Source organism: Dubosiella newyorkensis (genome assembly GCF_001945605.1).
Lineage (GTDB): Bacteria > Bacillota_I > Bacilli_A > Erysipelotrichales > Erysipelotrichaceae > Dubosiella > Dubosiella newyorkensis.
This window is the reverse complement of sequence record NZ_MPKA01000135.1, coordinates 1-21,279: the sequence shown is the minus strand read 5'-3', so window position 1 is coordinate 21,279 and position 21,279 is coordinate 1. Positions and strand designations below refer to the sequence as shown.

Here is a 21,279-nt window from a genome sequence, read left to right as displayed (position 1 = left end):
GGATACGAACATCCTCCTGCCAAATATTCCTCAATCACTTGTATTTTGAATTCTTTTGAATAGGATTGATTTCTTGGTTTCTCCAGAAAAGCTTCAGCATCCGACTTTTGAAATTGTTTTACCCATTCATTACAGTGTTTGGATTAAGATTTAAATCTTTTCCAATCGTGACGGATCCTTCTCCTTTATTTAAATAGCGGTCAACAACAGATAATTTAAAATCTATAGTGTATTTTGATTTTCTTCCCATATAAAAAGCCCCCTAATAGGACCTCCAAATTTAGTTGTTTGGCGTGTCTACTATTAGGGGAGCTTATCAATCTATAGACTTCTTCTTTCTATTGTTCGATCGAAGCGAAATACGCTTGTGTCAATGGGATCTTTTCCTCCATCAAGTCGGGATAACGAAGATAGTATTTGTAGCTTTCCGCGAAAAATTCAGCCGGAGAACTCGCGCCATAAGCGTTGAGCTGACTTCCCTCGACATCGTAAAGCGATTGAAAATCCTCGTTTTCACTTAAAAAATGCTGAGAATACGGCTCTTGATAATCCACGATATGACCTAGCTCATGCAAGAGCGTATCCGTATAATAATCACTAGGGAACATGACCTTTTCTGGAATCGAAAGATCGATATAAGGCTCTGTCCGATCGTTTCTCAAAATCGTAATGCTGAAATCGGCACTGTTCGCGAATCCAACGACATTCGGATTTTGCCGCGTGATCTCTTCTTGCCGAAAATAAGCTTCATCCATGAAGCGGATCGCGCTTACTTTGTTCAACGCCTCTTTCGGAACTTTCTCTAGAGAATCTTGAATGAGCGAATCCACATATTCATCGCTGATCGTCTCGTCGCTCATAAACACAAGCGAAGGATAACCTTCCCGCTCGAAGATCTGGCCATATTCTTGATTGCCTTGCTCCAAAGATAAAAGCGCGTCTTGATGCAAAAAAGAAAAATACTCACCCTTCATGAACGAGACAAGCGGCTCATAATAACGAGAAATGCCAACACCAAGAAGCACAGCTAACACGACCATCGAAAGGACATGCAGCTTAAAAAGAGTCACGATCCCATTCCAGCATGCGAAAACCAAAGCGATCCCGAGCGGATCGACCATTCTTAGCAAATGCAACAAGAAACGCGAGATTTCGATTTCTTGCCAAGAAAATGGATACGTCATCAAAGCCCCTACGAGAAGATCATACCCAAAATACAATACGATAAAAGTCGAAACGAACGAAAAAAACGCTTTAACGACTCGTTTCATCTTCACCTCTTAAAAACTCGTCCACGATTTGTCTCGCCTTTTCTTGTTTGATCTCGATCGTATCTTGCGCTTCGACGAATTTCGTGTTCGGAAAATAGGAAGCCGCTTTTTTTAAAGCTGCATTGGAAAGAAGCGCCTCCTGCCTATTTTCCATCCGGACAGGATTGCTAAGCTGCACATATTTTTCAATTTTCGCGCTCGTCTCTAAGAACAAGATCAAATCATATCGCTCCTGGATCGAATCCAGTTCTACACTTTCCTCTTCTAAAAGACGCAGGAAATCTTCGTGATCCAAAAAACCTGCATGATCGTACAAGCAGCGATCAATGAACAAGATCGCGTCTTCTTGATTTTTCAGCGCTTTAACATACGCGTCTTCTTTTGCCTTCTGGATCTCGAAAATCAACTTCTGAAAACGATAGATCCCTTGATTTTCGATCGTAAAGCCGCTCTTTAAGACATCCGTGCACGTTTCTGTATCGATATAGGTTGAATACCCTTGTTTTTGAAAGACGTCCTTCAAGTAGTAAAGCGTTTCGCTTTTTCCTCCTCCTGGACCTCCCATCAAAACGATTCTTTTCATCCTTTTCCCCTCCCAATCATTATCCTACCAAATCCAAAAGCAAGGAAAAAGAGGCATTCGCCTCTTTACTCCTTTTTATGTTTTTTGAATAATGAAATCCCAAACAAGGAAGCAGCCATGCCGACCAGACTTTGGAATATACCTGTATGAACAACTGTAGGCACCGAAGAAGAGGTTGCTTTTTTTGTATAAGCCGGGATCTCCGTTTGATGTTCTTCTCGACTTGTGTTGTTTTTAGCAACCGGCGCTTGATAAGCGCTCTATTCTTGGATGTTGCTGAAGTGATCCCAGTCCCATGTCGTTTCTTGACTCCATTCGTCTTTTGTTCCTTGCAATATGAAGGTCACGGTTTGTTCGACCGGATCTTTCAATACGTTTTGATTGGCTTGATCGATAAAATGGATCGTGCGCGTCACTTTTTTTGTAAATGTCGTTGGCGATTTGACATGTTCTAGATGGATCTCGAAGATGTTTTTCGCCGGATCATCCATATTGATGATCCGCTTTTCATAATTATCCGAAACAACCTTCATGCCATGATCCGAAAACCATTTTTTATAGTAATCCCGATAGACGAATTCGATCGGCTTGTGTTCGGCGATCGTCGCTTTCTGGCTCCAAACGATCTTTCCGTCTTGGTCGTCGTCGATAAAATTCAGTACAGCTTCTTTGATGCGAATATAAAATTGTTGTATGCTCAAAAAACCTGTTTCATCATCGCACGTGACCTTCATCGGACTAAATTGTGCTGGATCAGGCTTCATGTATCCTTCAAAAGTCGGGAATGTATATTCGAACATCACTTCTTTTGGATCCTCGTATACCCCAAATGTGATCACGCCAGTAACAAAATCGGTGTATTGAGGCCGATAGAACGTATGGCTCCATTCATCGTGGTGCAATAGCTTCCATGTTGTTTTGTCATTTGGATCGCCAGCCAAAAGATCGATTGGCACTTTGACAGTATTGCTTACACGTTCGGTTTTGATCTGATGCTTTAAATAGATGGCGTAACCGTTCAAAGTCGGATCGTCATTCAATACAAGCCCTTCTTTGATCGGATTGGATACGAGATCATAATAAAGTGTTTGATAATGATCGAGCGTCTGTTGGACGTTTTCGTCAAAAACGATCGAATCGTTCGCTTTTCCTTCTTTTGAAGTCCATGTTTCCAGCGTTTTTCCAGTCGTTTCATCGACCCATCTTAAAATGGCTTGATAGGCAGGCACAAAGTAGAGATCAACCGTTTGATCGGTGTCGTTTTCATCATAGACGACAGTCTGGGCCGGTACAGGATCGCTCAGCAAAATATATCGATCGTTGTTTTGAGTCGCCAAATAGTCTTTAATTTCTTTCGCACTCAGCACCTTCCAAGATGATGTATCGTTAAAATGATCCCAATCCCATGTCCATTCCTTGGCGTGATAGCCGTAAACACCAGGAAGGCTAAAATGCACGATTTGTTGGATCGGATCGGCGATCTCTTTTTGATTGATTTGATCGATCAAATGGATCGTCCGTGTGACATCTTCATCGTAGGTATCGTGCAGAAGCCGATGTTTATAATGGATCGAGAACACGTTCTTGCTTGGATCGACGCTGTCATCATAAAAATTGATCGTAGCGACATACCCTTTGGCGAAGTATTCAACAACGCTTTGCGTATCGTCAAGATCATCATAATGCACGATCAAATTGCTCGAGATTTTCCACGGTTTAGGCCTATACCCTTGTTCATAGATACCTAAAGAGCTCAAATCGATCCCTTTTAATTGGAACGGATCGGGTTCTGGTCCCCAAACGAAGTTGCCATTGACTTGATCGACTTTGCATGTTCGTTCAAAATGAGCGGTCTGCGTGATTGGAGCATGAAGGACGGCATTGGTTTCGTAATCTAGAAACTCTGTCGTTACATGAACATCTTTTTCACGGACCTCTTCCTTAAATACGTGGCCTAAATACAATTTGAATTGGTTATTATTGCTGTCGGTTTGATAGATTGGATCAATATCCCACATTCCGGAAACGATCGTATATTTTGTGCTTGGATATTCCGCTTCGAGCTGTTCTTTGGAAGGAAGCCCGATCGGATCGCCAACATAGCTTGTATACGTTTTTGTCTCTAACAAAGAGCCTTCGACTTGATCATAAAATCGAGTGTCGCCACGCTGTTTTGTTTTTCTGGAGTAGATGACTGCGCATCCGCTTCTATCCTTGGAGTCGCTTCGTTTTTTGGTTGATCTTGAACTTACTTGGCGCTTCCTCTTGCGTTGCTGGTTGGTTCACAGATTCTGGGTTATCGAGCGAGAAAGATGGCTCTTTGGTATTTTCTTCGATTATAGGAGGAAGTTTTTGGGCTGATCAGACAAGTCTTCATGGAGGCTTTCTAAACTTGATTCATTTGGTGAGTTTTGTCCTTCTTCATGACTCGTTTCTTTTTCGACTTCTTGAACGGGATCGACAGCATCTTGTCCTTCCGCGTAAATAGGCAGCTGCATCAAAAACGACGAAAACAAAAGACCACTGATCGTAAAAACTGTTTTTTTAGCAAGATTCCACGAATTTGAGTGCTCGTCACGTTTAGTATGATTCATAGTCTACCTCCTAAAACTTCTAAATTTGAAGTTGGTGAATTCTTTTCATTTTAAAAAAAGCCTGCTGGAATTTCAGGCTTAAGAACAAGAGTGAATTCGTTTACAACTATATGATATTTCTAAGTTAGAGAAAATATAACTTTAATGCTCTTATACTCAATATAACATTATATTTAAAAAAAGAGGCTAAGCCTCTTTCTCATTGATTTCCTGAATGATCTTTTCGATCTTTCGACCTTGTTCCAACGATGTATCTTGTACAAAGATCAATTCTGGCACTTTCCGCATTTTCACATTTTTCGCGATCGTGGATCGAATAAATCCTTTAGATTGATTCAAGATCTTCATTCCCGCGTCATTGCGTTCTTGCTGGCCAAGAAAAGATACATACACCTTCGCTTGCGACATATCACGTGTGCAGTGCACATCGGTCACAGTCACAAAGCCTAATTTCGGGTTTTTTAATTCGAACTGCAGGATCCGGGAGATCTCTTTTGTCAAGATCGAATCCATGCGGTCTTGTTTTACAGTTGCCATTATTCTTTCACTTCCTGATCTTCAAAGGCTTCAATGATATCGTCGACTTTGATGTCGTTGAAGTTTTCGATCGTCATACCGCATTCATAGCCGCTTGTCACTTCTTTGACGTCATTTTCGAATCGACGCAAAGAACCGAGCTTGCCTGTATAAATCACGATTCCATCACGGATGAGGCGGACCGAACAATCTCGGCGGATCGCTCCATCTGTGACCATGCATCCGGCGATCGTTCCAACTTTCGAAACTTTATAAATTTGACGAACTTCGGCTTGTCCGATCACGACTTCCTCATAAACTGGAGCAAGCATACCTTTCATGGCGCTTTCCAATTCTTCCAGCGCTTTATAGATAATGTTGTGTAAACGGATCTCGACGCCTTCTTCTTCGGCTTTTTTGCGGATCGCAGCCGTTGGACGAATATTGAATCCATAAATGATGGCGTTGGAGGCGCTGGCGAGCATGATATCGGATTCTGTGATCGTTCCCACGGTCGAGCGGATCACATTGACACGGACCGTATCGACATCGAGCTTTTCCATGCTTGCCTTGAGCGCTTCGGCAGAACCTTGCACATCGGCTTTGATCAAAATGTTGATATCTTTGACATCGCCTTCATTGATTTGACGGGCGAGATCTTCAAGAGAGAGCGCGCTGGATTGGTTTCGTTCTTTCTCGATTTGTTTTTCTAAACGATGGTTGGCGATCTCGCTTGCCTTTTTATACGAATCATAGGTCATGAAGACATCGCCTGCGCGAGGCACTTCATTCAGACCAATGATCTCGACTGGCATCGATGGCGTTGCCGTCTTGATTTCCATTCCTTTATCGTTGCTCATTTTACGAACACGCCCATAGCTTGTACCAACAACAACACTATCTCCTGTATGAAGCGTTCCTTGTTGCACGAGCAAAGTCGCTACCGGTCCTCGCCCTTTGTCGAGCTTGGCTTCCACGACCGTTCCTGTCGCATTCGTGTCCGGATTGGCTTTCAGTTCTTGCATATCCGCGACTAAAAGGATCGTTTCCAAAAGATCGTTGACCCCTTCTCCGCTGCGCGCCGAGATCTGGGTGAAGATCGTGTCTCCGCCCCATTCTTCTGGCATGACGCCATTATCAGCGAGTTCCGCCATGACTTTGTCCGGATTGGCGCCTGGCTTATCGATTTTGTTGACGGCTACGACAATTGGTACACCTGCGGCTCTTGCGTGGTCGATCGACTCTTTTGTTTGCGGCATGACTCCATCATCAGCAGCGACGATCAAAACGACGATATCGGTGATCTGCGCGCCTCGAGCACGCATAGCGGTGAACGCTTCATGGCCTGGTGTGTCTAAAAACGTGATCTTGCGATTGTTCAAATTGACTTGGTACGCGCCAATATGTTGGGTGATGCCTCCAAATTCGCCAGTGGTCACATGGGTTTTCCGGATCGTGTCAAGCAAAGTCGTCTTTCCATGGTCGACGTGTCCCATAATCGTTACGACTGGTGGACGCGGCTTCAATTCGGATTCATCGAATTCCATTTTGTCGATTTGTTCTTCGATATCGTCTTCATCGATCACGACTTCTTTATGCGGAGTGACATTGAATTCCATGCAGATCAATTCGACTTCTTCATCGGAAAGGACCGTGTTGATCGTCGACATGTTTCCCATCATGAACAAGAACTTGATGAGTTCTGAGCTATTGCGTTTCATGAGCTCGGCGAGCTGTCCTACGCTGAGCGCATTGGAGTATGTGATCTCGGTAGGATAATCGTGGCTCCTTCTTGGAGCGCTGTTGTGCGGCCGGTTGTTTCGATTATTATGTCCTCGTTTATTGGTTGGTTTTCGTTTTTGTTGTGGTTTTGCCATTGAATCACTCATCCTTTCCTATGTTTCAATATTCCCTTCGCGAAGTTTTCATCCAAGATGGAAAGCGAAGAGATCGGCGAATTTGAGATCGCGTCAAAGTCTTTGGCGTCGATTTCATAGATCGGCACATAGAATGTGGCGCATTTGTCGATCAGCTTCTTGCTTTTGTTCTCTCCGCAACTCGAGGAGTAGAGCACGAGCTTCGCCTTGCGGCTTTGAATGCTCGAAATGACTTGATCGCCTGTCGCGACCTTTCTTGCGCGCATCGCCATTTGGATCATTGAAATCATTTTATTCATCAAGCATCGCCTCGAGCTGTGTATAGATCTCTTCGGGGATCTCGATTTCTAAAGCGCGCGCGAGCGCTTTGTTCTTTTTGGCTTTCTCAAAGGTTTCTTTTGATTTTTGGATATAAGCGCCATGTCCGTTTTTCTTTCCGGTCGTATCGATCACGACTTTGCCTTCTGGCGTGCGAACGACGCGGATCAATTCTTTTTTAGGAAAGCGTTCGTTGGTCACGACACATTTTCTCATCGGTATTTTTCGCATTCTGACCTCTAATCATCATAGTACGAATCGTATTCTTCGTAGTCGATATCATCGTCCCAGACATCATCGTCGTATTCGCTCTCTTCGATCTCGGCCAACTCTTCATCCGAATAGATCGGCTTGATGCCTTCGACAATGGCTTTCTTGACTTCTTCTTTTGGACTTTCCACTTTAGGCTCTTCTTTTTTAACTTCTGTGACAAACGCTTTTGGTTCTGGTTTTCCAGTGCCGGCGAACTCTTCGAATTTAGAAGTGTATTCTTTGACTTCATGACCGGATTTGCGTTTTTCTTTGGCAAGACGGGCCGCTTCTTCCATTTCCGAAAGCTCCCGGTTCTTTTCGGTTTCGAACAAGCTTTCGACTGGCGCGTTTTCTTCTTCTTCCTCGTCGTAATCGAATTCAGCCACATCGACATTTTCGATCTCGTCGTTGCTTTCTTTGAGCGCTTTGATCTTTTCTTGCTGTTTATAGGCTCTTTCTTTCGCTTTCTTCGCTTCGTATTCTTCCTGCATCTTGGCGGCGATGCCCATATAGTCGATGCCAAGAGCATCCATTTCGGATTGCGACTTGATATCGATCTTATGGCCGGAAAGCTTGACAGCTAAACGGGCGTTCTTTCCGCCTTTTCCGATCGCAAGAGAAAGCTGATTGTCTGGTACGACGACGATCAAGCCATCTTTCACATTGTCGTTTGGAATGACAGCGACTCCTTCGCTTGGAGAGAGCGCGTTGGAAATGAGCGTGGCGATATTGTCCGACCATTCGAAGATGTCGATCTTTTCTCCGTTGAGCTCATTGATGATCGCCTGTACACGAGCGCCTCTTGGGCCGATACAAGCGCCGATCGGATCGATATTCTCGTTATGGGAATGCACGGCAATCTTGCATCTTTCTCCAGGATCCCTGGCGATCGCTTTGATCTCGATCGTTCCATTGTAGATTTCCGGCACTTCTCGTTCAAACAAGCGTCTTACAAAGACGGGAGTGGAACGAGACACGTGGACTTGGGCGCCTTTTGTTTCTTTATTGACTTCGGTGATGACGACGTTGATCCGCTCTCCTTCTTTATAGGTTTCTGTCGGGATCTGATCGTTTTTCGTCATGATCGCGTAGGTCTTTCCTAAATCGACTAGAATGAATTTTTCTTCAACGGTTTCTACGACACCACTGACCATTTCATCGACCTTATCGCAATATTCTTCATAGACGAGCTGTTTTTCCGCTTCGCGGATCTTTTGTTTCATGACATTTTTGGCGAGAACGACTGCGGCTCGATCGAATGTCGTGAAATCGACTTCTTCATCGATCATATCGCCGATCTTGGCGTCCGGTTTGATCTTACGCGCTTCTTCGAGCGAGATCTCGAGTTCGTCGTCTTCGATGTCGTCATCGTTCATGACTTCGCGCTGCTGATAAATATGGATGATTCCATTGACGATCTCGACTTTGACCATGACATCTCTCAAGTCGTTGCTTTTGACAGAGAGCTTCGCTTGTTTTTGGTACGCTTTGGTCAGCGCCTCCTTCAAGGCTTCTTCGATCGTCGCTTTGTCCAATTGATGGTTGCTTTCGATCCCTTGAAGGGCGCTAGTCAAAGCTTCTACTTTGAGTTTAGGGCTTTTTGATTTCGCTTTCATGCTTCTTCACTCCTATAGTTTGACAGCTGTCTTGATCAGCTGGATATTGTCCATTTCGATCGTGATCTTTTTTGGACGTCCCTTGACTTTATAAGAGAGGGTGATCACTTCGGGTTCGACGTGAACGAGATCACCAAAAACTTGATCGACTCCTTGTTTCGGATTTTTGAGTTTTACAAATACGTAGCCGTTTTCTTGGGCTTTGATCTGATCGTAGTTTTTGAGTTCGCGCTCCGCCCCTGGCGAGCAGACTTCGAGCAAATACTCGTTGTCGTTCCAATCTTTTTCATCGAGCATGGCACTGATCGCGTCTGAACACTGCGTGCACGTATCCAAATCGACAGAACCACCTTTTTTTTCGATCGATACACGAAGAATTGGGGTCACTTCTTCTTTGAGCCATTCAAGTTCATAGAGAGAGCAGCCATTGTCATTCAAGACTTGTTCGATCCATTCTTTCAAATGTTCCATACTTTTCCTCTTTTCAAAATTGAAGGAGTGGGCCAGCCCACTCCTCGTTTCCTATCGTCCCTAATGTACCACACCATCTATCCTTTTGCAAGGTTAGACCTCTTTGTTTGCTTCAAGCTCGATATTTCGCAATACGATCGTCTCGATCAGCTCAGCCGCGAGCTTTGGATCATCGTTGCAGACGATATATTTATAGTTTGGCACCATTTTCATTTCGTTGGCCGCCTTGGAAAGCCTTTGCTGGATGATCTCTTCTGGCTCTGATTTTCTGCCTCGTATCCTTTTTTCCAGCTCTTCCATAGAAGGCGGAATGATGAAGATCGAGATCGCGTCTGGACATTTTTCCTGGACTTGAAGCGCCCCTTGCACTTCGATTTCAAGAAGCACGTTCTTGCCTTCGTTCCTCAAGCGTTCGACTTCACTGAGCGGTGTTCCATAAAAGTTGCCGACAAACTCCGCGTACTCCAGCAATTCTCCTTTTTTGATCGCCTCTTGGAAATTTTCCTTGGAAGTGAAGAAATAATCTTTTCCATCCACTTCCCCATCTCTTGGTTTTCTTGTCGTCATCGAGGTCGAATACGCAAGATTGAGACGTTCATCTTTTTCGAAGTATTTGCGGATCGTTCCTTTGCCTACGCCGCTCGGTCCGCTCAAAATGATCAATAAGCCTTTGTGCATATCTTTCTCCTTTTCAATTATTTTAGTCCTAGTCCTAGTTGGTGTCAAAGCTAGATTTCTGTATAATAGATAGGTATGTTGAAAGGAGGGATCGTTCGTGGCACTCGATGGCCTCATGCTGCATTGCTTGAGCAGGCAGCTCAAGGATCTTGAATCGGGAAAGATCGGCAAGATCCAAAATTTAAGCGAAGAAGAAATCGTTCTTCATATCCATACTCAAAAATTAGGAAATGTCCGTTTGATCATCAATGTTCATTCGAATACGAATCGGATCTATTTTCATGATCATGGTTTGAATACGCAGCCCAATCCGTCCAACTTCGTGATGGTTCTTCGAAAATACCTTTCGCAAGGGATCGTCGACTCGATCAATCAGGCTGGTTTCGATCGGATCTTGATCTTTCATATCAAAGGGCATAATGAACTTGGAGATGCGAAAGATCTTAAACTCTATGCGGAATTGATGGGTAAGTATGCCAACTTGATCCTAGTCGATGAGGGTGGGACGATCATTGACGCACTCAAGCGGATCCCCGTATTTGAAAATTCGAAGCGGTTGATCCATCCTGGCGCAAAATATATGTTGCCTCCACAGGAAAAAAGATACACGATCGATCGTGTCAAACTTGAAGAGCTAGATCTTGATTCCCCTTTGACCAAGCAAGTACAAGGCTTCTCGCCTTTATTGAGCAAAGAGTATCTTTATCGTCTTCATCAGGAAGAGCCTTTGGAAGAGATCAACGACGCCTTGTTTTCTTCGCAAAACTTATATGTGTATGATGAAAAGAATTTCCATGTCCTTCCTCTCTTGCATCTTCAAAAAGAGGCGAAAGTCTATTCTTTGATGGATGGGCTCGATAAATTGTATGCCTATAATGAAGCGAAAGTTCGGATCAAGGAGCAATGCGGAGATGTCTTTCGGATCGTTGATCAGGAACTCAACAAGCATTTGAAGAAACTTCCAAAATTGGAGAGTTCTTTGCTCAGCGCGAAAGATTATCAAAAATATCAAGTGTATGGCGATCTACTTTTCGCCTATATGGGAACAATCGAGAAAGAAAAGATCGTCACGCTTCCGGATTTCGAAAGCGGCAAGGATGTGAAGATCCCGATCGATATGCGTTTTGATTTGAAACAAAACGCAAACAAATATTACCAGAAATATCATAAGATGAAGCGTTCGCTTTCGATTTTAGAAGAGCAGATCGCGCGCTGCCAGGAGGATATCGAATATTTCACGCAGCTCAAAGAACAGCTGCAACACGCTTCTTGGGAAGATGGTCTCGAGATCCGGGAGGAATTGATCAAAAATAAATATTTGCTTCCTAAAAAAGCGGCGAAAGGGAAAAAGAAGCCGAAGCGTCCCCATGTCTTACATTTAAAAGTAGATGAAGCGGATATTTATGTTGGCAAGAACAACTTGCAGAACAACTATATCACGCATCATTTAGGCAATAAAAACGATGTCTGGTTCCATGTCAAAGATTATCATGGTTCGCATGTATTGTTGAAAAGCGAAGAGGTGGACGAGTCTCTCATTCGGATGTGCGCGATGTTGGCGACTTACTTTTCGAAAGGAAGGCACTCGAGTTCGGTTCCTGTCGACTATACGACGATTTCTCAGCTGAAGAAGGTCCCTGGCTCTAAGATCGGCTTTGTGACGATGAAATCGTATAAGACGATCTACATCGATCCGGATGAATCGCTCGTCGAACATTGGATTGAGAGGTATCAAGTTCGTTCATGATCAATACGTTCGAATTTTTGACGAGCTTTCTTCCCTATTTCTTTCTTTTAAATCATTTGAAGAAAAAAGGGATGCTTTACATCAGCAATCCGCTGTTTTATCTGCTCGTGACTTTTGGTGTCTATATCGCTGGCATGCTTCACTTCACCGATCCGAGCACGATTTTTGATATTTTGGATTTTACATCCGCGGATCTCAATTTGAATTTTGTCCCGTTTTCGACCGGGATTTCGAAGATCGGCTACGTTTTGAATGTCGTGCTTTTTGTTCCTTTCGGGGTTTTGATTCCCTTATTGTTCAAGGAAAAGCATCCATTTCTAGAAACTATGGGGTGCGGTTTTCTTGGTTCGCTGTTCATTGAGTTTTCCCAGTTGTTCAATGAAAGAGTGAGCGATGTGGATGATTTGATCATGAACACGTTCGGTGTTTTCATCGGATGGTTGATCTATTTTGTATTCTTCAAAAAGATTGGATCGTACAAGCTGCCGCTTCGATGGCTGTTTCTGTTTATCTTCGTCTTGAATATTGGTCGGTTTTTCTTATTTTATTGGTATTGATCAGAGGCAGAAACGCCTCTTTTTTATATACAAAAAAAGGATAGATTTCTCTATCCTTTGATCGTTACCGTTTCCCCTTCTGGTCCTGGGGTGTTTTTTAAGTAGTCGATGATTTCCGCTTTTTTATCGGCTTTGCATGGCTTGCATTTGAAGTCAGAAACTTCGCCTTCCACCATTGCTTCCGCCAGCGCTGAACATCCAGCATAGCCGCATCCGCCACAATTGTAGTTAGGAAGAAGGGCTGATACGTAGTCGATTCTTGGATCGGCTTCCACATGCAAGAACTTGCTGGCAAGACCTAGGCCTAAGCCTAATACGGCGCCTAAAACGAGCATCATTATGATCGCTGTACCCATACGTAGCTCCTTTCTTATCGTTCATGATGCGGATTGTTCGTGCAGGCATAATCGTGGCAGCCTTCACAATCCGCTTTTAGATCTTCGCATCCTGGAGGAAGCGGCGTCTTTTTATTGAGCTTGTATAACGTGATGTATACGCCGACAAGACTTCCAAAGACGACGATCGCTCCAAGCGCTGATTTTAATTCCATTATACGATGCCTGCAAATCCGCTGAACGCCATGGCCATGATAGCGGCCACGATCATCGCGATCGGATTTCCTTTTAATGGATTTGGCACATTGGCGATATCGAGTCGTTCCCGAATCGTCGAGAAGATATAGAGAACGAGCGCGAAACCAATTGGCGTACCAATCGAATAAACGAGCATATGAGCAAAATCATAACTGTTTGAAATATTGACCAAGCATACGTTCAATACGACACAGTTGGTCGTGATCAACGGCAAGTACACCCCTAATGATTTATAGAGGGCTGGACTTGTTTTTTTGATAAACATCTCTGTCAACTGCACTAAAGAAGCGATGACTAGAATGAAAGCGATCAAATCCATGTACTGCAAATTGAGCGGAACGAGGATCCAATAGTAGATCGCGTAGGTGATAAGAGCGGCAACGACGATAACGAAGATAACCGCAAGACCCATACCGATCGCAGAACTTCTTTTCTTGGATACACCCATGAATGGACACATTCCTAAGAATTGGTTCAAAACGACGTTGTTGATCAATACGCTCGTGACAAACAATGTGATCAATTCGGACATCTTACTTTACCTCCTTTGCTTTGGCTTCCGCTTTTTTATCGGCATGTGTTTTATAGGCGCTCAAAGCGGCTGCTAATAACGCAAATGTGATAAAGGCGCCTACAGGCGAATTAAAGAGCGGGATCGTATAATCCGCCGGGATCAAGGTGACATTCAACCAAACTTGCGCATCGTTGAACGGATTGACGATATTCAAGATGCCTGTGGATAAAACTTCACGAATAAACGACATCGCGATGACAGCCACCGTATAGCCTAGACCCATTCCGATTCCATCCAATGCGGAATCAAGGACACCATGCTTGCTGGCGAACGCTTCCGCGCGCCCAAGAATGATACAGTTCACGACGATGAGCGGAATAAACACGCCAAGCGAAGTGTTCAACGCTGGCGCGTACGCTTCGATGAGCATTTGGATGATTTTTACGAGTGTTGCGATGATCACGATAAAGACTGGAATACGAATATCATCTGGCACGATCTTGCGGATCGCGGAAATGATCATATTCGAGAGCACCAAGACCATGATAACGGCCGCGCCCATACCAATCGCGTTGTTGACTGTTGTCGTGATGGCAAGAGTCGAACAAATTCCTAAATATAAGCCGAAGACGGGGTTGTCTTTGATCAAGCCCGCTTTAAAATTTTCAAATCGGTTCATACATCCCCCTTAATCGATTTCGGCGACGATATCGCTCGCCTCATGAATTCCTTCGATCACTGGTGTCGAAGTCACAGTCGCTCCTGAAATCGTATCCAATTCCCCATTGGATTCTTTTCCGATCAAGCTTTCCGCAAATGCGCTTTCTGTAACTTTTGAACCAATGCCTTTTGTATCGCCATTCGAAATAGCTTTAAAAGCAGTGATCTGTCCATTGTCTTTGTCGATCGCTACCAAGAATGTCGTTCCATCTTTGTAGCCAGACACAGACATATTAAAGATATAGTTGTTTTCATAGCTGTAGATCTTATTGACTGTTGGGTTGTCGACCGTGACATCCATGATCTCAAAGTCGTCGACTTTCGCTTTTGGATACATTTCCAAGAGCACTTGTTTTTCAGCTCGTTCGTTGTTTTCTTGAATGATCGGCGCTGTTAGCTGGTTGGCGTAGGCGAGGGCTCCGCCTGCGATCGCAGAGACGAGCGCTAAGAACACAGTGAGATGGATGATCTTTTTCATAAAGAGACCTCCTCTTGGATCGTTGGCATTTCAAAGGCCGTGGCTCCGTTTGTTGCAGAAGACGATGTATTCAGTTCGCGAACTGGTTCTACGCTACTTCCAGCAAAGAAAGAAACGCCAAGGGCTAAAACGCAGAAGCAAGCGAATGTGATCCAAACTTTTTTCGCGATCTTGAGCTGATTGCCATCCATCGCTGACTCGATCATTGGCGTGAACATATTCATCAACAAGATCGAATACAGACAGCCTTCTGGCAAGTTCGCCTTCATTCTTAAAAGAACGGTCAGGATCGCTGCACCCATCGCGAAGAACACACGGCCTGCAGCGCTTGTTGGGTTGGTGACTGGGTCGGTAAGCATGAACACCGCTCCAAACACGATTCCTCCTGTCACTAAGTGAAGGGCCGGATACCAAAGCAAGGCTGGGATCCCATTGTACGATTCGATTCCTGAAACAAGAGCGATGATCGCTGTCATCACGATGATCGTGCCTAGATACATGACAGGTACACGCCAATCGATGACATGACGAACGATCAAGAAAATGCCTACGACCAAGATCGCCAAGGTGAAGGTTTCTCCGATCGCCCCAGGATAATTTCCGAGGAATAAATTCCAGAATCCACCATATTCGCTCAAGAAACTATCGAATACTTCTGGCGTTGCCGGAAGCCAATGATAGTTGCTGGCGATCGTCGCCGTTGGCGTGGCTGATGTGACAAGGTCTGTCGTGGCGCCAGCAAACGCGGCGAAGATGACAGCTCGTCCAACAGCGGCTGGATTGAAGATGTTTTGACCAAACCCGCCAAAAAGAAGGCGTCCGATCACGATCGCGAAGATCGTGGCAATGATCAAAGCGAATGGCGTGATGGAGATCGGGCACATCATCGTCAAGATGATCGCCGTCACCCAGCCAAATGAATTTTTCAAAAAAGTTTTAATATCGATTTTTAAGATCTTGGCGTAGATCGCTTCACACACCAAAGTTGTCAATAGAGAACAAGCCAGCAAAAGGAACAATTGGAGAACATAACGCATTCCATAATTCATTCCATAATAGATACATGCGCAAAGAAAGATGACGAGAAGTCCGATCGTTAGATCGCGCATGATCTGTTGCGTGGTTTGTTTTCCTTTCAAGTTCGGGCTGACGTGGAAATTAAACTTCATACTTCATCCCCCTACTTCTTTTTCTGCAAAGCCAATGCCCGTTTTGCTTTGCGCACGTTTTCTGTGACTTCGATGTGGCTAGGACATATGTAGGTGCAAAGGCCACATTCGATACAGCTCATCGCCTGGCGGCGTTCCATTTCTTCAAGATTGCCTTCTTTGACAGCGTTCGCGATCCGCACTGGCTGCAATCCGGCAGGACAATGATCCGAACAGCTACCACAGCGTAGACATGCGATAGCATCGTCGACGGTTCCAGGAAGGATCGTGAGCGCGTTCATGGCGCGGTCGATCACGAACATATCGTTCGGAATGACTTTTCCCATCATCGGTCCGCCTGCCATCAAACGGACAGAATCGGTGTTGAAGCCAGTTTGCTCGAAGATTTCTTTTACTGGCATTCCTACAGGAACGCGGACATTGATCGGTCGTTTGACCGCTTCGCCTGATACGGTGACGATTTTGTTAGCGATCGCTTCGCCATATTCCATCATTCTTGCAAGCTCGATCGCCGTTCCGGCATTATTGACGATCACGCCTGCTTCACTTGGCAATTTGTCGTATTCTTTTTTCATGACTTCGCGGACGAGCACTCTCTCCCACCCCATCGGATAGACATTTGGCACTTCCTTCACTTCGATATCGCTGCCTTGAGCGGCTTGTTTGACGATATCGATCATATCGGGATGATTCTTTTTGATGCAGATGTACGCATGTTGAGCGTTAGCCATTTTTTTCATGATCTTGGCGCCATCGATCAAGTGCTTTGGATCGTTCATGACGAGTTTATAGTCGGCTGTGATGTATGGTTCGCATTCGACCGCGTTGATCAAGATCGTATGGATACCTTCTGGCTTCAAGTATTTAACATACGTAGGAAAACCAGCTCCTCCCAATCCAACCAAACCAGAATTTTTTGTAAATTCGAGAAGCTCTTCTGCGCTCGCGTTCTCATATTGGATCGGTTCGAAAGCTTGTATCGCTGTTTGTTTGTGGTCGATTTGAATGACCATGTGATTTTGCGGACGGAGCGAAGAATGCATTCGTTTTGTTTGTCCCGTATATGTTCCGGAAACACTTGAATAGATCGGAACGTTGAATCCCGTTTTGGTTTGGGCCAGCTTCGTACCAATATAAACTTGATCCCCTTCATTGACGAGGATCTCGAAGTTAGTATTGTTTCCAGCGACTAAAGGAATATAGACTTCTTTAGTCGGCATGATATCTAATATGGACTCATGATCGGTCGCTGACTTGTGACCAGGGATCCGTTCGCACATTTTTCCAAGAAAAAGTGACATAGATTTCCCTTACCTCCATTAGTTATACAGAAATTATTCTATTCTACTTTTTAAGCGATTGCAAACAAGTGTTCACTTGATTTTAGGATTCTTTCTCTTTTTTGTATAATGGGACCATGGAACAAAATAAACAAAAAAAACAGACTTCACATATTAAGCTGTGGATTTTTGGTTCACTTTGCTTTTTAGTGTTGATCTTTGGCTTAGTTACCTTTATGAGTTCGCGCTCTTCGATGAGCAAGACAAAATTGTATAACGAAACGTATACCGACTTAGGCTTCGATACGCCGATTTCCTTCCAGGCCACATGTACGCCAGAACAGTTTGCCAAGTATGAATCGATCTTAAAGGATACGTTTAGAGAGTATAACGAGATCTTTGACCAATATCATTCGTATGAAGGGATCAACAACGTCTATACTCTGAATCAAGAAGCGTATTCGCATCCTGTCAAAGTCGATCCAGCAATGATTGATTGTCTTGATCTTGCGATCAAGGCAGGCGAGCTTGATCAACGCTTCGATGTTTCTGAAGGAAAAGTGTTGAGTTTGTGGCACGATGCACGAGAGGCAAAAACGCCTTATGTGCCAAGCGCAACAGATATTGAAGAGGCCAAAAAGCATGATGGCATTCAAGCGATCAAGATCAGTGGCGATACGGTAAAGTTCACGGATCCAAACTTGAAGCTCGATCTTGGCGGGATCGCCAAAGGATACACGGCGGGCGTCGCGGCCAAAAAATTGAATGAAGCGGGATTGAACAATGGCTATATTAATGCCGGGGGCAATGTCGTTCTTCTTGGTGAAAAGCTCAACGGCAAAGATTGGGTCATTGGCATCCAATCTCCCGACGAGTCGGATAGTGTCGTACAATTTGTGACGAAGGGTCCTGTCGTGATGGTCACTTCCGGAGACTATCAGCGGTATATGGAAGTGGATGGTAAAAAGTATAGTCATATCATCGATCCAACGACCGGATATCCTTCCGAATATATGCGTAGTGTCACTGTGATCGATACGCATGATAAATCGGCATGGGCCGATGCGATGAGCACGACTCTATTCTGCATGCCTGTCAAAGAAGGAATGGACTTCTGCAAAGCCAATCACTTGCAAGCTGTATGGATCGTAAATCTTGATCAAAAAATCGATGGACTCGTTCCACAATTCACAACGGATCGATACGCGATCTATTGTACAGATGGTTTAAAGGATTCGCTTCGTCTAAGCTGAGCACAGGAGGATCGTATATGGGTTTTATTCAGTTTGTCAAAGGGCAGATCAAGACGATCAAGCGTTTAGATCCTTCTTTGCACAGTACGGTCGAGATTTTTTTCATGCCTGGCTTCAAGGCGTTGAATACGCATTATTTTACGCATAAATTGTATCCAAAACATCCTGCGCTGGCTCGTATCCTTTCTTTGAGAGCGCAAAGAAAGACGGGGATCGATATTCATCCTGGAGCCGTGATCGGCAAAGATGTTTTTATTGATCATGGCAGCGGTGTCGTGATTGGCGAGACATGCGTGATCCATGATCGCGTAATGATCTATCAAGGTGTTACGTTGGGGGCGACAGGGAAAGTGAGCGGCAAACGGCATCCGACTGTCGAAGAGGATGTGGTGATCGGTGCTGGAAGTAAAGTGATCGGAAATATCGTGCTTCATAAAGGCTGCAAGATCGGCGCTGGCTCGATCATCATCAAATCGGTAGAGCCGTATACGACAATGATCCCTTCTCCGGCCTATCCGGTTCGTGAACAAAAGGAGATCAACAACGCGCTTGCCCAATTGAGAAACGAACACAAAGAGCTAGGACATTGAATTCCTAGCTCTTTGTTTTCCATACTAAACAATTGTCTTGGAAGAAAGCGTCTATTTTTCCAGTATCCTTCAGCCATGAAAGATAGGAGCGGATCGTGCTCCCCACAAGGACATATTGTTCAAAATTCATCGTCAGATCATACGTGTCGAAGATGGTCTTTAAAAGTTCTGCTTCTGTTGTTTCATTTTGACAGATCGCAAGGATCGTATTGGCGATCTCGTATACTTTTTGGATGTTTATTTCCGCAAGGGTCGATATTTCTTCGCATGCGTTGGCGTGTGAGGGAACGAAACATTTGGCTTGAAGGTTTTTTACTGTTTCAAGTGTTTTTAAGTAGGCTTCAACATCGTAGATGAAACTGATTTGGTATTTGTCCAGTGTCTGTTTTGAACTCAGACAATCGGCTAAGAAGATCACTTCGTCCTTCGTTTTATAGCCCACCATATTCATAAAGTGGCCAGGTAGCGGTAGGATCTCGATTTCTTTTGGAAAGTCCGGGTCGGTAATTGGTGTTGCATCACTTTCTTTGGCCATTAAAAATTTGTGGCGTAGATCTTTGCACGGATATCCGCCATATAGAAAAGAAGGTTCTAGGATCGGATGTCGTGTAAAGGCGTCTTCGATTGCGGGTGCATAGATCTTGCAGTGGGTTTGATTTTGAAGATATCGGTTTCCTCCGATATGATCGGCGTTGGAGTGGGTATTCAAAATCGCTTTGAGTTTCCAGTTCTTCGCTTCTAAGATTTTTTTCACTTTTTTGGCGGCTTCTTTGTCGTTTCCGCTGTCGATCAAATACACGGATGAATCTTCTGTCACATAGATCCCGATTTTGGCTGGAGATTCAATATAATAGGTGTTTTTTCCAACTTGTTTTAGTTCGTACATTATTTTCTCCTTTTTTAGTAAAAGATCGTATTATAGATCTTGCAGATCTGATCGTTCTTGTTTTGGTAGGTGTGTTCGATATTGGCGAAAAAACGGATCGCTTGTCCTTTTTTCAGTTGGATCTCTTCTTCTTTCAGTTTCATGGTTAATTCCCCTTCGATCACAAAGATCGTTTCTTCCACATTTTCATCATGGGGTAAAGAAATATGTTTACATTCTGGATCGAACTCGATATAAAACGTTTCGAAGTTTCGAAGCGGATCGTAGGGAAAGATCGTATAGGCGCGCATTTTTCCTTTTTCACTTAAGATTGGTTCTTCTTTTTTTTGATCGATGATCGTATATTTGGTCTCTTCTTCGACCAGAAACGTGGATAATGGGACTTTGAGCCCGGTCGCGATCTTCCATAGCGTCGTGATGGTCGGGACTGATCGGCTGCGTTCGATTTGTCCGAGCATCGGTTTGCTTACGGATGTGAGAGCAGACACTTGTTCTAGGGTCAGGTTCTTTTGTTTGCGAATTTTTTTCAGTTGTTCTCCGATCATAGGCTCCTCGAAAGATGCTTTTACATCTTTTTTTATATTATAACATCCTTCCCACGATAAAAAAACTGTCTTTTCTATAGTTTAGGTTCCAAAAAAGCCAAGAGTTTATTCCTCCTGGCTTACTTGATTGGCTTGCGTCCATGTTCACTTATATTGCTTTGAGCACATCTCAACTATTTCAAGATCACGAGGATCGCAAGAATAATACCGACAATATAAAACAGACACTCTCCTACATATTTTATGTAGATGTCAAGTTAAAAATGTACAAATTCGATGAGATAAAAATGCTCAATTTTGTTTGAAAGGTCCTGAAGGATCTTTTGATCCTTCTTTCGATTTTGACCAATTTGCTTTATTCCTGCTTTGTGTGCGGCTTCTTCTTGATATGGTCTTTCATCCGATAAGACTTTCCGGTAATGGACACGACATGCGCATGATGCAGGATCCTGTCCAGGATCGCATTGGCCATAACGGGGTCCTGAAATATCTCGTCCCATTCGCCAAAGCCGATATTGGTTGTCAGTATCGTGCTTTTCTGTTCGTATCGTTTGTCGATCAGCTGAAAGAACAGTTTCGACTCTTCTTTTGTGATCGGCAGATACCCGATTTCGTCGATAATCAGCAGCTTGTACCGGCTGTAATTCTTCAAACGGTTTTCCAGCCGATTTTCTTCGTTGGCTTTTCTCAGCTGCTGGATGAGGTCGTGGCATTTGATGAAGTAGGTGCTGTTCCTCTTCTTGGCGGCTTCGATTCCCAGGCTCACGGCCA

The 21,279-nt window shown here is 44.2% G+C and carries 26 protein-coding genes; 4 read left to right on the top strand and 22 right to left on the bottom strand.

Translation table 11 applies throughout. From position 1 onward, the window contains the following. Positions 1–118 precede the first annotated feature (118 nt). The 12 genes from BO225_RS12810 to gmk form a co-directional block, all read right to left on the bottom strand. Positions 119–250, bottom strand: a complete 132-nt coding sequence (locus BO225_RS12810; RefSeq protein ID WP_233120260.1) for a transposase — start codon at positions 248–250, stop codon at positions 119–121. An 88-nt stretch (positions 251–338) separates the two neighbouring features. Continuing rightward, positions 339–1,271 (bottom strand): zinc-dependent peptidase, encoded by a 933-nt coding sequence (locus tag BO225_RS11430; protein ID WP_076342332.1) that lies wholly within the window; start codon positions 1,269–1,271, stop codon positions 339–341. Then, on the bottom strand, positions 1,255–1,854 hold the full coding sequence (locus BO225_RS11425; protein ID WP_076342331.1) for an AAA family ATPase: 600 nt from the start codon (positions 1,852–1,854) through the stop codon (positions 1,255–1,257). The genes BO225_RS11430 and BO225_RS11425 overlap by 17 nt, the downstream gene beginning before the upstream one ends. 260 nt (positions 1,855–2,114) lie before the next feature. Further along, entirely contained in the window at positions 2,115–3,983 is a 1,869-nt protein-coding gene (locus BO225_RS11420; RefSeq protein ID WP_076342330.1) for a mucin-binding protein, read from the bottom strand. A 207-nt stretch (positions 3,984–4,190) separates the two neighbouring features. Continuing rightward, a complete protein-coding gene (locus BO225_RS11415; protein ID WP_076342329.1) occupies positions 4,191–4,448 on the bottom strand; it encodes a hypothetical protein in 258 nt (85 codons plus the stop codon). A gap of 186 nt (positions 4,449–4,634) precedes the next feature. Further along, entirely contained in the window at positions 4,635–4,985 is a 351-nt protein-coding gene (gene rbfA / locus BO225_RS11410) for a 30S ribosome-binding factor RbfA (RefSeq protein ID WP_076342328.1), read from the bottom strand. Next, positions 4,985–6,841 (bottom strand): translation initiation factor IF-2, encoded by a 1,857-nt coding sequence (gene infB, locus BO225_RS11405; protein WP_076342327.1) that lies wholly within the window; start codon positions 6,839–6,841, stop codon positions 4,985–4,987. Before infB ends, rbfA begins: the two co-directional genes overlap by 1 nt. 8 nt (positions 6,842–6,849) lie before the next feature. Continuing rightward, positions 6,850–7,140 (bottom strand): L7Ae/L30e/S12e/Gadd45 family ribosomal protein, encoded by a 291-nt coding sequence (locus BO225_RS11400; protein ID WP_083632203.1) that lies wholly within the window; start codon positions 7,138–7,140, stop codon positions 6,850–6,852. Further along, entirely contained in the window at positions 7,133–7,390 is a 258-nt protein-coding gene (rnpM, locus tag BO225_RS11395) for an RNase P modulator RnpM (RefSeq protein ID WP_076342325.1), read from the bottom strand. Before rnpM ends, BO225_RS11400 begins: the two co-directional genes overlap by 8 nt. Positions 7,391–7,398: 8 nt before the next feature. Then, the gene (gene nusA, locus BO225_RS11390) at positions 7,399–9,027 is read right to left on the bottom strand and encodes a transcription termination factor NusA (RefSeq protein ID WP_076342324.1); all 1,629 of its coding nucleotides are present in this window, start codon (positions 9,025–9,027) and stop codon (positions 7,399–7,401) included. Between the two features lie 12 nt (positions 9,028–9,039). Beyond that, on the bottom strand, positions 9,040–9,498 hold the full coding sequence (rimP, locus tag BO225_RS11385) for a ribosome maturation factor RimP (protein WP_076342323.1): 459 nt from the start codon (positions 9,496–9,498) through the stop codon (positions 9,040–9,042). A 93-nt stretch (positions 9,499–9,591) separates the two neighbouring features. Beyond that, complete coding sequence (gmk, locus tag BO225_RS11380) at positions 9,592–10,176, bottom strand: guanylate kinase (protein WP_076342322.1); 585 nt, start codon at positions 10,174–10,176, stop codon at positions 9,592–9,594. 97 nt (positions 10,177–10,273) lie between these two features. Here gmk and BO225_RS11375 point away from each other — a divergent pair, with 97 nt between their 5' ends. Next, the gene (locus tag BO225_RS11375; RefSeq protein WP_076342321.1) at positions 10,274–11,923 is read left to right on the top strand and encodes an Rqc2 family fibronectin-binding protein; all 1,650 of its coding nucleotides are present in this window, start codon (positions 10,274–10,276) and stop codon (positions 11,921–11,923) included. Then, entirely contained in the window at positions 11,920–12,480 is a 561-nt protein-coding gene (locus BO225_RS11370; protein ID WP_076342320.1) for a VanZ family protein, read from the top strand. Before BO225_RS11375 ends, BO225_RS11370 begins: the two co-directional genes overlap by 4 nt. A 50-nt stretch (positions 12,481–12,530) precedes the next feature. Here the strand turns inward: BO225_RS11370 and BO225_RS11365 are convergent, their stop codons facing one another. From BO225_RS11365 to BO225_RS11335, 7 genes are read right to left on the bottom strand one after another with little or no spacing between them, the layout of a single operon-like run. Then, the gene (locus BO225_RS11365) at positions 12,531–12,836 is read right to left on the bottom strand and encodes a (Fe-S)-binding protein (protein WP_076342319.1); all 306 of its coding nucleotides are present in this window, start codon (positions 12,834–12,836) and stop codon (positions 12,531–12,533) included. A gap of 14 nt (positions 12,837–12,850) precedes the next feature. Further along, positions 12,851–13,030, bottom strand: coding sequence for a hypothetical protein (locus tag BO225_RS11360; protein WP_076342318.1), 180 nt, complete (start codon positions 13,028–13,030; stop codon positions 12,851–12,853). Further along, a complete protein-coding gene (gene rsxA / locus BO225_RS11355; protein WP_076342317.1) occupies positions 13,030–13,605 on the bottom strand; it encodes an electron transport complex subunit RsxA in 576 nt (191 codons plus the stop codon). The genes BO225_RS11360 and rsxA overlap by 1 nt, the downstream gene beginning before the upstream one ends. Position 13,606: 1 nt before the next feature. Beyond that, complete coding sequence (gene rsxE / locus BO225_RS11350; protein WP_076342316.1) at positions 13,607–14,266, bottom strand: electron transport complex subunit RsxE; 660 nt, start codon at positions 14,264–14,266, stop codon at positions 13,607–13,609. A gap of 9 nt (positions 14,267–14,275) precedes the next feature. After that, the gene (locus BO225_RS11345) at positions 14,276–14,785 is read right to left on the bottom strand and encodes an RnfABCDGE type electron transport complex subunit G (protein WP_076342315.1); all 510 of its coding nucleotides are present in this window, start codon (positions 14,783–14,785) and stop codon (positions 14,276–14,278) included. Beyond that, positions 14,782–15,954 carry an RnfABCDGE type electron transport complex subunit D gene (locus BO225_RS11340; RefSeq protein ID WP_076342314.1) on the bottom strand — a complete coding sequence of 391 codons (1,173 nt, stop codon included), beginning with the start codon at positions 15,952–15,954 and terminating at the stop codon, positions 14,782–14,784. Before BO225_RS11340 ends, BO225_RS11345 begins: the two co-directional genes overlap by 4 nt. An 11-nt stretch (positions 15,955–15,965) precedes the next feature. After that, complete coding sequence (locus BO225_RS11335; RefSeq protein ID WP_076342313.1) at positions 15,966–17,255, bottom strand: RnfABCDGE type electron transport complex subunit C; 1,290 nt, start codon at positions 17,253–17,255, stop codon at positions 15,966–15,968. 233 nt (positions 17,256–17,488) lie between these two features. Here BO225_RS11335 and BO225_RS11330 point away from each other — a divergent pair, with 233 nt between their 5' ends. Then, complete coding sequence (locus tag BO225_RS11330) at positions 17,489–18,487, top strand: FAD:protein FMN transferase (protein ID WP_158023843.1); 999 nt, start codon at positions 17,489–17,491, stop codon at positions 18,485–18,487. A 17-nt stretch (positions 18,488–18,504) separates the two neighbouring features. Further along, a complete protein-coding gene (gene epsC, locus BO225_RS11325; protein WP_076342311.1) occupies positions 18,505–19,077 on the top strand; it encodes a serine O-acetyltransferase EpsC in 573 nt (190 codons plus the stop codon). A gap of 4 nt (positions 19,078–19,081) precedes the next feature. Here epsC and BO225_RS11320 read toward each other — a convergent pair whose 3' ends face one another. From BO225_RS11320 to BO225_RS11310, 3 genes are all read right to left on the bottom strand, one after another. Beyond that, complete coding sequence (locus tag BO225_RS11320) at positions 19,082–19,963, bottom strand: MBL fold metallo-hydrolase (RefSeq protein ID WP_076342310.1); 882 nt, start codon at positions 19,961–19,963, stop codon at positions 19,082–19,084. Between the two features lie 14 nt (positions 19,964–19,977). Beyond that, positions 19,978–20,508: a helix-turn-helix domain-containing protein gene (locus BO225_RS11315; protein ID WP_076342309.1), complete on the bottom strand. Its 531-nt coding sequence runs from the start codon at positions 20,506–20,508 to the stop codon at positions 19,978–19,980. 355 nt (positions 20,509–20,863) lie between these two features. Continuing rightward, on the bottom strand, positions 20,864–21,279 hold a 416-nt coding region (locus tag BO225_RS11310; protein ID WP_158023755.1), incomplete at its 5' end, for an ATP-binding protein.

What these genes read in the sequence shown, in the direction of transcription:
- rbfA (WP_076342328.1), bottom strand. Translation starts at nt 4,985, where the DNA reads ATGGCAACTGTAAAACAAGACCGCATGGATTCGATCTTGACAAAAGAG.
- BO225_RS11400 (WP_083632203.1), bottom strand. Translation starts at nt 7,140, where the DNA reads ATGAATAAAATGATTTCAATGATCCAAATGGCGATGCGCGCAAGAAAG.
- BO225_RS11360 (WP_076342318.1), bottom strand. Translation starts at nt 13,030, where the DNA reads ATGGAATTAAAATCAGCGCTTGGAGCGATCGTCGTCTTTGGAAGTCTT.
- epsC (WP_076342311.1), top strand. Translation starts at nt 18,505, where the DNA reads ATGGGTTTTATTCAGTTTGTCAAAGGGCAGATCAAGACGATCAAGCGT.
- rnpM (WP_076342325.1), bottom strand. Translation starts at nt 7,390, where the DNA reads ATGCGAAAAATACCGATGAGAAAATGTGTCGTGACCAACGAACGCTTT.
- rsxA (WP_076342317.1), bottom strand. Translation starts at nt 13,605, where the DNA reads ATGTCCGAATTGATCACATTGTTTGTCACGAGCGTATTGATCAACAAC.
- rimP (WP_076342323.1), bottom strand. Translation starts at nt 9,498, where the DNA reads ATGGAACATTTGAAAGAATGGATCGAACAAGTCTTGAATGACAATGGC.
- BO225_RS11340 (WP_076342314.1), bottom strand. Translation starts at nt 15,954, where the DNA reads ATGAAGTTTAATTTCCACGTCAGCCCGAACTTGAAAGGAAAACAAACC.
- BO225_RS11415 (WP_076342329.1), bottom strand. Translation starts at nt 4,448, where the DNA reads ATGAATCATACTAAACGTGACGAGCACTCAAATTCGTGGAATCTTGCT.
- BO225_RS11370 (WP_076342320.1), top strand. Translation starts at nt 11,920, where the DNA reads ATGATCAATACGTTCGAATTTTTGACGAGCTTTCTTCCCTATTTCTTT.
- BO225_RS11335 (WP_076342313.1), bottom strand. Translation starts at nt 17,255, where the DNA reads ATGTCACTTTTTCTTGGAAAAATGTGCGAACGGATCCCTGGTCACAAG.
- BO225_RS11365 (WP_076342319.1), bottom strand. Translation starts at nt 12,836, where the DNA reads ATGGGTACAGCGATCATAATGATGCTCGTTTTAGGCGCCGTATTAGGC.
- BO225_RS11430 (WP_076342332.1), bottom strand. Translation starts at nt 1,271, where the DNA reads ATGAAACGAGTCGTTAAAGCGTTTTTTTCGTTCGTTTCGACTTTTATC.
- nusA (WP_076342324.1), bottom strand. Translation starts at nt 9,027, where the DNA reads ATGAAAGCGAAATCAAAAAGCCCTAAACTCAAAGTAGAAGCTTTGACT.
- infB (WP_076342327.1), bottom strand. Translation starts at nt 6,841, where the DNA reads ATGGCAAAACCACAACAAAAACGAAAACCAACCAATAAACGAGGACAT.
- BO225_RS12810 (WP_233120260.1), bottom strand. Translation starts at nt 250, where the DNA reads ATGGGAAGAAAATCAAAATACACTATAGATTTTAAATTATCTGTTGTT.
- BO225_RS11315 (WP_076342309.1), bottom strand. Translation starts at nt 20,508, where the DNA reads ATGATCGGAGAACAACTGAAAAAAATTCGCAAACAAAAGAACCTGACC.
- rsxE (WP_076342316.1), bottom strand. Translation starts at nt 14,266, where the DNA reads ATGAACCGATTTGAAAATTTTAAAGCGGGCTTGATCAAAGACAACCCC.
- BO225_RS11345 (WP_076342315.1), bottom strand. Translation starts at nt 14,785, where the DNA reads ATGAAAAAGATCATCCATCTCACTGTGTTCTTAGCGCTCGTCTCTGCG.
- BO225_RS11320 (WP_076342310.1), bottom strand. Translation starts at nt 19,963, where the DNA reads ATGTACGAACTAAAACAAGTTGGAAAAAACACCTATTATATTGAATCT.
- gmk (WP_076342322.1), bottom strand. Translation starts at nt 10,176, where the DNA reads ATGCACAAAGGCTTATTGATCATTTTGAGCGGACCGAGCGGCGTAGGC.
- BO225_RS11425 (WP_076342331.1), bottom strand. Translation starts at nt 1,854, where the DNA reads ATGAAAAGAATCGTTTTGATGGGAGGTCCAGGAGGAGGAAAAAGCGAA.
- BO225_RS11330 (WP_158023843.1), top strand. Translation starts at nt 17,489, where the DNA reads ATGAGCAAGACAAAATTGTATAACGAAACGTATACCGACTTAGGCTTC.